This is a genomic window from Sandarakinorhabdus sp., from assembly GCF_041689835.1.
In the GTDB taxonomy this organism is placed as follows: Bacteria; Pseudomonadota; Alphaproteobacteria; order Sphingomonadales; family Sphingomonadaceae; genus Sandarakinorhabdus.
The window spans coordinates 1-7850 of sequence record NZ_JBDNFM010000170.1; the positions used below are offsets into that span (position 1 = coordinate 1).

The window sequence follows — 7850 nt, forward strand, 5'->3', positions numbered from 1 at the left end:
TGGCCCAGCGCGGCGGCATCAAAGGCGCGGGTGCGGCTGTCGATACCCAACGCCAGCGGCCGGCCTTCCGCGCCGGCGATCAGCGCATCGAGCAAGGACAACGGCAGATTGTCCACCACTTCATGCCCGGCGTCTTCCAGCGCACGCAGAACGGTCGATTTGCCGGCGCCGGACAGGCCGGAGACGATGAGGATCGGCGGGTTCACGTCGGCATCTGTGACGGCAAGCCCGTGCATTGCCAACCCGTGCGCTTCAAGGGCCCGTGCCGCGCGCTGCGGTGCCGATTCGCCAAACGGGTCGAACGCCAGCAGCGGGATGGTCTGGCCCGCCACGGCCAGATGATCGGTATCGGGCAGGCGATCGGGCGTGGCGGCCAGATCAAGCGCGAGCGCGATGGGCGCGGGCGCGGTGGGTTCGGGCACGATGCCAACCCCGCGCACCTCCAGCAGGCCGGCAAGGCGCGGCGGCGCGCTGGCGATCAGGCGCCGCGTGTCATTGGCGCCGGCAGGCGTCACCACCACCCGGTCATCGGCCACCAGCCGCCAACCAGCCGCAACCAGCCGCAGCGCCAGATCGGATTTGCCCGCGCCGGACGGACCAAGCAGCAGCACCGCCCGGCCATCGAGGGCAACAGCGGTGGCGTGAAGCGTCTCCATCTCAGGCCGCCGGCAAGCTGACGCGGAAGATCGCGCCGCCGCCGGGCGCATCCTCCACTGCGATCTGGCCGCCGTGCGCCGCCACGATGGCGGCCGCGATGGACAGGCCCAACCCGGAATGTCGGCCGAAATCTTCGCCTTCGGGGCGTTCGGAATAAAATCGGTGGAAAATGTCGCGGCGGTTGGCGGGCGGCACACCGGGGCCCTGATCGCTCACGGCCAGCTCCACGCGGCTGCCGCTGCGGGCCAGTGCCAGCGTTACCTCGCCGCCATGGGGGGAAAAGCTGATGGCGTTGTCGATCAGGTTCCTCAGAACCTGCGCCAGCCGGCCGGCATCGCCTTCGATCAGCACCGGCCCGGCCAGGCCGCCGCGCACCACGCTCGCCGTGCGCAGGCGGGTGGCCGATCGTCCGGCCACGTCGTAGGCCGCCACCAGCCCATCGGCGAGCGCCGCGACATCGAGGAACTGAAAACCGGTGCGCGACAATTCGGCGTCCAGACGGCTGGCAGCAGCGATATCGGTGATCAGCCGATCGATGCGGCCGACATCATCGCGGATCACCGCCAGCAACTGGGCTCGCAATTCCGGCTTTTCCACCCGGTCCAGAACTTCGACCGCCGAACGCAGGGAGGCCAGCGGGTTCTTCAGTTCGTGGGCAACATCGGCGGCAAATGCCTCGGTCGCGTCAATCTGGCGGCGCAGGGCGGTGGACATGTCGGAAATGGCGCGGGCCAGGGCACCGATCTCGTCGCTGCGGTCGGGCAGGCGCGGCACCACCACTTCACGGCTGCGCCCCAGCCGCACCCGGTGCGCAGCGATAGCCAGCAGGCGCAAGGGCCGCACGATGGTGCGCGCCAGATAAAGCGACAGGCCAAGCGTGAGCGCCGTGACGCTTAGAAGCAGCCAGGCCGAGGTAAGCCGTTCGCGGCGCAGGATGTCGGCCAGATCGTCGGCTGAATCGGTGAGCAGCACTGCGCCACCGCCCAAAACGGGGGCAGCAGCCGTGACGATCAGACTGCCATCGCTGGCGCGCCGCAGATCGGTGACGGGCCGGGCGGCGGCGGTGCTGCGGGCCAGTTCCGGCCACACACCGGCGCGGTCCACCGCCGGTTCGGCATAGGCGGCAAGCGTGCGGAAACCCAGCACGGCATCCAGTGCCCGGTCGATCGCCTTGGCCGAAGCCCGGCGCCAGCCATAAGCGGCCGGATCTTCCACCACAAAGCGCGAGTTTTCGGGGTTCTGCCAATTGTCGGCGAGGCGCCGGCCGTCTTCGGCAAATAGCCGCACCCGCGTGCCGCGCTCGATGCCCAGCTGGGCGATGGAGGCCGCACGCGCATTACCAGGCAGATTGGCAACCAGCTGCGCCACGGTCGCCGCTTCGTTGGCCAGACTGGCGGTGCGCTCATCCAGCAGGCGCGACCGCACCGTATCAAGATAAAGCAGCATGATCGCCAGCACGATCACGGCGAGCAGGTTTACCGCGAAGATGCGGGCGCGCAGCGAACCGAAGCCAAGGCCCCGGCGCCATTCCTGCACGGCCTCTTCGGCCTTCACATCCTATTCCTCGTTGAAACGGTAGCCGACGCCGTACAGCGTCTCGATGGCCTTGAACTGGTGATCGACAGCGCGGAACTTTTTCCTGAGCCGCTTGATGTGGCTGTCGATGGTGCGATCATCGACATAGACATCGTGGCTGTAGGCCGCGTCCATCAACTGGTCGCGCGATTTGACGAAGCCCGGGCGGGCGGCCAGCGTTTCCAGGATCATGAATTCGGTAACGGTCAACGCCACATCGCCGCGGCGGCCTTCACCGGCATCCCACAGCACGCGGTGGCGGGCCGGGTCCATGGTCAGCCGGCCGCGCACGATGGGATCTGCGGCGGGCCCGTCTTCGGCCTGGTCGGGCGGCAGCCGGCGATTGGCGGTGCGGCGCAGCACGGCGCGGATGCGTTCGATCAACAGGCGCTGGCTGAACGGTTTGCCGATGTAATCGTCGGCGCCCATGGCCAGGCCCAGCGCCTCATCGATCTCGGTGTCCTTGCTGGTCAGGAAGATAACCGGCACCTGGCTTTTTTCGCGCAGGCGGCGCAGCACCTCCATGCCGTCCATGCGCGGCATCTTGATGTCCAGCACCACCAGATCAGGCTGATTTTCAATCAGCGCTCTCAGCGCGGTGTCACCATCGGAATACAGCCGCACCGCAAAGCCTTCGGCCTGCAGCGCAATCGACACCGAGGTGAGGATGTTGCGATCATCATCGACCAGGGCAATGGTCGGGGATGGCGGGTTGTCGATATCCATCGTCCGCCTGTGTGGAACCTTGCAGCGCGACTGGCAAGGGATTGCGCGGCTTTTGCATGGCTGCGCGGCACCAGACGGACGGCGGAGCGTTTTGACGAAGTCGCATGCGTGCTCTATGCGAAATCGCAAAATCGGGCAGTAATTGCTGCACCGGTGCAAAGGGAGAATCTGCCGTGCCATCAACCGCTCAGCCCGCCCATGGCCCCTCCTCTGGTTCCGCCTACGGCCTTGAACAGCAGGGGCTCGCCACACCGGCCACGCTGCACTGGAATCTTCTCACTGGCCCCTTGGTGGAACTGGCGGTGCAGCGCGGTGAAGGGCTGCTTTCGGAGCATGGCGCGCTGGTGGTGAAAACCGGCCAGCACACCGGCCGCAGCGCCAACGACAAGTTCATCGTGCGCGACGCCGAGACCGAAACCGCCATCTGGTGGGACAAGAACAAAAGCATCACGCCCGCGCAATTCGCTGCCATCAAGGCCGATTTCGAAACTGCGCTGAAGGGCAAGAGCGATCTGTTCGTGCAGGATCTGTTTGGCGGTTCGCAGCCCGAATACCGGGTCAAGGTGCGGGTCATCACCGAATTCGCCTGGCACAGCCTGTTTATCCGCACCCTGCTGGTGCGCCCCGAACTGGCCGAACTGGCGGCGTTCGTGCCCGAATACACCATCATCGATCTGCCCAGCTTCAAGGCCGATCCGGTGCGCCACGGCTGCCGCAGCGAAACCGTGGTGGCGGTGGATTTTGTGGGCAAGACAATTCTCATCGGCGGCACCGCCTATGCCGGCGAGATGAAGAAATCGGTGTTTTCCATCCTCAATTATCTGCTGCCCGAAAAGGGCGTGATGCCGATGCACTGTTCGGCCAACATCGGCCCGGCCGGCGATACCGCCATTTTCTTCGGCCTGTCCGGCACCGGCAAGACAACGCTTTCAGCCGATGCCAGCCGCACGCTGATCGGCGATGATGAACATGGCTGGTCCGATACCGCCGTCTTCAATTTCGAAGGCGGCTGCTATGCCAAGGTGATCCGGCTTTCGGCCGAAGCCGAGCCGGAGATTTACGCCACCACCCGCCGTTTCGGCACGGTGCTGGAAAATGTCGTGATCGACCCCGTCACCCGGATCATCGACCTTGATGACAACAGCCTGGCTGAAAACAGCCGTGGTTCCTATCCGATCGATTTCATCCCCAACGCGTCGTCCGACAACATGGGCCCGGTGCCGCGCAACATCATCATGCTCACCGCCGATGCGTTCGGCATCCTGCCGCCGATCTCGCGGTTGACGCCCGATCAGGCCATGTATCACTTCCTGTCGGGCTACACCGCGCGCGTGGCCGGCACCGAAATCGGCGTTACCGAACCCGATGCCACCTTCTCCACGTGTTTTGGCGCACCGTTCATGCCGCGCCACCCGTCGGTTTATGGCAATCTGCTGAAGGAACGCATCGCCAAGGGCAATGTCGATGTGTGGCTGGTCAACACCGGCTGGACCGGCGGCGGCGCCGGCACCGGCGGAACCGGAACGCGCATGCCGATCAAGGCGACCCGCGCGCTGTTGAATGCCGCGCTGGATGGCAGCCTCAAATCTGCCGAGTTCCGCATCGATCCGAACTTCGGCTTTGCCGTTCCGGTCGCCGTGCCCGGGGTTGATCCGGTCATCCTCAATCCGCGCGACACCTGGGCCGACAAGGCCGAATATGATGCCCGCGCCAAGGCTCTGGTTGGCATGTTCATCGCCAATTTCGCCCCGTTCGAAGCGCATGTGGATGCCGGCGTGCGCGATTCGGCGCCCAAGGCGGCCTGAACCTTCGCAGCGAAGCGCATACCAATCAGGGCGGCCCCCCAAGGGCCGCCCTTTTTCGTTGCAGGGCAAGGCGATGCCTGGCAGCCTGGCGATATGAAACGCGCTTGGGCGGATGCGCCCGCAGAAATATTCGCGGCACTTTCACAACAGCAACTGCTGGGGGAATTGTTAACGCATACCCAATTCGCCGCCGAACTGTCGCAAATCGAAGCGTGGAAATTCACAATTCGGCATTTGCAAGCGCTCGCTTCTGCATTGCCCAGCGCGCATTTCTTCATGGAATTTGCAATCCCGCGCATGGGAAGGCGCGCCGATGCAGTGGTCATTGCCGGCCCGCTCGTTCTGGTACTGGAATACAAAGTCGGTGAACGCACCTTCCCTCGGCACGCCATCGAACAGGTGCACGGCTATGCGCTCGATCTCAAGAATTTTCACGTCACCAGCCACGACAAAACCATCGTGCCGATCCTGATATCGACACAAGCACCGCCTCAGCAGCTAGGACTCGGCTTTTGGGCGCCAGACAAAGTCCACGATCCGATACGTCTTGCCGCCGATGACCTGCTGCCCAGCATCCAGAGACTGCTCGCGAGCGGAGACAGCACGAACATTTGTGCCGAAAAATGGGCTGCCGGCGCCTATCGCCCAACGCCCAGCATCATCGAAGCCGCCGAAGCGCTCTATGCCGGCCACGACGTTTCCGAAATTTCTCGATCCGAAGCTGGCGCGGAGAATCTGTCCCTTACTGCAGCCGCCATAGAACGGGTGGTGACGCAGATGCGGGAACAGGGCGGCAAGGCGATTTGTTTCGTCACCGGCGTCCCGGGTGCGGGCAAGACCCTCGCCGGCTTGAATGTCGCGTGTCGACGCCGCCCTGCATATCCCGACGAACATGCCGTCTTTCTTTCAGGCAACGGGCCGCTGGTGAAGGTTTTGCAGGAAGCGCTTCGCCGCGATGCCAAGCACCAGCGCGACCTCCCCGACCTCCCGGAAGCCCGCATGCTGCAAACGCGGGAACCAGAGACATTCATCCAGAACGTCCATCACTTCCGCGATCATTATGTTGGCGGACAAGAGCTCCCATCCGAGCATGTAGTGATTTTCGACGAGGCCCAGCGCGCTTGGGACCGCGCAATGACCAGCGACTTCATGCGGCGAAAAAAGGGCCAGCCCGGGTTCGATCAGTCTGAGCCGGGGTTTTTGCTCTCCGTCATGGATCGGCGTTCCGACTGGTGTGTCGTGATCTGCTTGATTGGCGAAGGCCAGGAGATCAATCGCGGCGAAGCTGGTATTGGCGAGTGGGTGAGAGCTCTTCAATCAGGGCTGCCACACTGGCAGATATTCCTGCCGCCGCACCTGCTGGACGAAGCGGGCCCGTTAGACGCCGGACTGCGCTGGCATCTTTCGCGGCGCGCGGCGGTGGCCGACTCCAGCCTGCATCTTGCGGTCTCAATTCGTTCATTTCGAGCGGACCGGGTGTCGGCGTTTGTTGCCGCGTTGCTGGCAGAAGATGCCGAAGCTGCAGCCAATCTTCGACCTGATCCGTCCTTGTTTCCAATTTGGCAGACCCGTGATCTGGCACTGGCCCGAAGTTGGTTGCGCAGGCAGCGGCGTGCAGAGGAGCGCGCTGGCCTGGTTGCGTCTTCAAATGCCATGCGGCTGAAGCCAGAAGGCCTGCACGTGAAAGCGCCCATCGACGTGTGCCACTGGTTTTTGAACGGAAACGACGACGTGCGCTCGTCAAATGCGCTTGAAGACGCAGCCACCGAATTTGACGTTCAGGGCCTTGAACTGGACTGGGTCAGCGTTGCCTGGGATTTGAATTATCGCCGAAGCGGCAACGCCTGGTTGGCACGCGAATTTCGCGGCACAAAATGGCAGGCAATCAAATCGGTGACCAATGGCCTTTCGCGTGCGGACTATGTGAAGAACGCCTACCGAGTCTTGCTGACCCGCGCGCGACAAGGGATGGTGATCTTTGTTCCGCGCGGCGACCCTGAAGACACCACGCGCCCGCCAGCGGAGTATGACGCGATTGCCGACTGGCTGGCCGTTTGCGGAATTCCGCCACTGCCCTGACCGTTACTTAGAACACAGGCTGGTGGACCCCGCATTCGGTTTTGTCCCAGTGGCGCCAGCGGCCGGCGCGGGGGTCTTCGCCGGGCCTCACCTGGGATGTGCAGGGCTGGCAACCGATGGAGAGATAGCCGTCGGCTTCCAGCGGATGGCGGGGCAGTTTGCGGGCCACGAAGTGCGCTTCGATGGCGGCCTTGTCCCAATCGGCGAGCGGGTTGATCTTCAAACGGCTCCGAGGGCCGTCAACGTCGACCTCGAAGCGCGGCAGGCTGCTGCGGCCGGCCTGGAAGCCTTTGCGGCCGGAAATCCACGCGTCAAAACCTTCCAGTGCGCGGCGCAGCGGTTCGACCTTGCGCAGATCGCAGCAGCCATCGGGATCATAGGCCCAGCGCAGGGATTTGTCGTCGCGGCGCGCGATTTCATACGGGTCGGGGCGAAACACACGCAGATCGGTGAAACCCAGGCTTTCGGCAAGGCTGTCGCGATAGGCCAGCGTTTCGCCAAACATTTTCTGTGTGTTCACGAAAATCAGCGGGATGCTGCGATCTACGGCGGCGACCAGATCGAGCAGCACCGCTGATTCCGCTCCAAACGAGGAGACGACGGCGATGCGGCCTTTCAGCTCGCCGGCAAGTAGTTCCGCCAACATCGCCGGCGCAGCGACGCCGTCATATCGCGCCGTCAGCCGTGCCGCGTCGGCTGCGGTGAACGCCGGCGCCGTATCGATGCTATCGGCGGGGCGCAGCGCGGCTTCAGCCATGCCGCAGCGCCCAAACCGGTGCCAAGCCGTCGGCGGCCTTCATGTAAACATGGGGAAACCGCGCCAACGTGGCAGCGACGACGGCGGGATCCAGCGGGGCATCGGGTGCAAAGCTGTCAAACCCAACCCGCCGCATGAAGCCCAACTGATCGACCAGCACGTCGCCGGCCGCCCGGATTTCGCCGTCAAAGCCAGCTTCACGCAAGATGCGCGCCGAGGAATAACCGCGGCCGTCGCGGAATTTGGGAAAA

Annotated in this window: 7 protein-coding genes; 2 read left to right on the forward strand and 5 right to left on the reverse strand. The window is 64.1% G+C overall.

What is annotated here, in order from left to right:
* From ACESL8_RS09225 to ACESL8_RS09235, 3 genes are all read right to left on the reverse strand, one after another.
* Positions 1–656, reverse strand: a 656-nt coding sequence (locus tag ACESL8_RS09225; RefSeq protein WP_372918080.1) for an RNase adapter RapZ, incomplete at its 3' end; no start/stop codon positions are given.
* Position 657: 1 nt separating this feature from the next.
* The gene (locus ACESL8_RS09230; RefSeq protein ID WP_372918082.1) at positions 658–2211 is read right to left on the reverse strand and encodes an ATP-binding protein; all 1554 of its coding nucleotides are present in this window, start codon (positions 2209–2211) and stop codon (positions 658–660) included.
* Positions 2212–2214: 3 nt separating this feature from the next.
* Entirely contained in the window at positions 2215–2958 is a 744-nt protein-coding gene (locus ACESL8_RS09235; RefSeq protein WP_372918084.1) for a response regulator transcription factor, read from the reverse strand.
* Between the two features lie 173 nt (positions 2959–3131).
* On the opposite strand from ACESL8_RS09235, the gene ACESL8_RS09240 reads away from it, so the two are divergent.
* Together ACESL8_RS09240 and ACESL8_RS09245 are read left to right on the forward strand one after the other, a co-directional pair.
* Positions 3132–4763: a phosphoenolpyruvate carboxykinase gene (locus tag ACESL8_RS09240; protein ID WP_372918086.1), complete on the forward strand. Its 1632-nt coding sequence runs from the start codon at positions 3132–3134 to the stop codon at positions 4761–4763.
* 93 nt (positions 4764–4856) lie between these two features.
* Complete coding sequence (locus tag ACESL8_RS09245; protein WP_372918087.1) at positions 4857–6842, forward strand: DNA/RNA helicase domain-containing protein; 1986 nt, start codon at positions 4857–4859, stop codon at positions 6840–6842.
* Positions 6843–6849: 7 nt separating this feature from the next.
* Here ACESL8_RS09245 and ACESL8_RS09250 read toward each other — a convergent pair whose 3' ends face one another.
* Complete coding sequence (locus tag ACESL8_RS09250) at positions 6850–7599, reverse strand: phosphoadenylyl-sulfate reductase (protein WP_372918089.1); 750 nt, start codon at positions 7597–7599, stop codon at positions 6850–6852.
* Positions 7592–7850 (reverse strand): DUF934 domain-containing protein (locus tag ACESL8_RS09255; protein ID WP_372918091.1); only part of this gene is annotated, 259 nt, incomplete at its 5' end. The genes ACESL8_RS09250 and ACESL8_RS09255, both read right to left, overlap by 8 nt.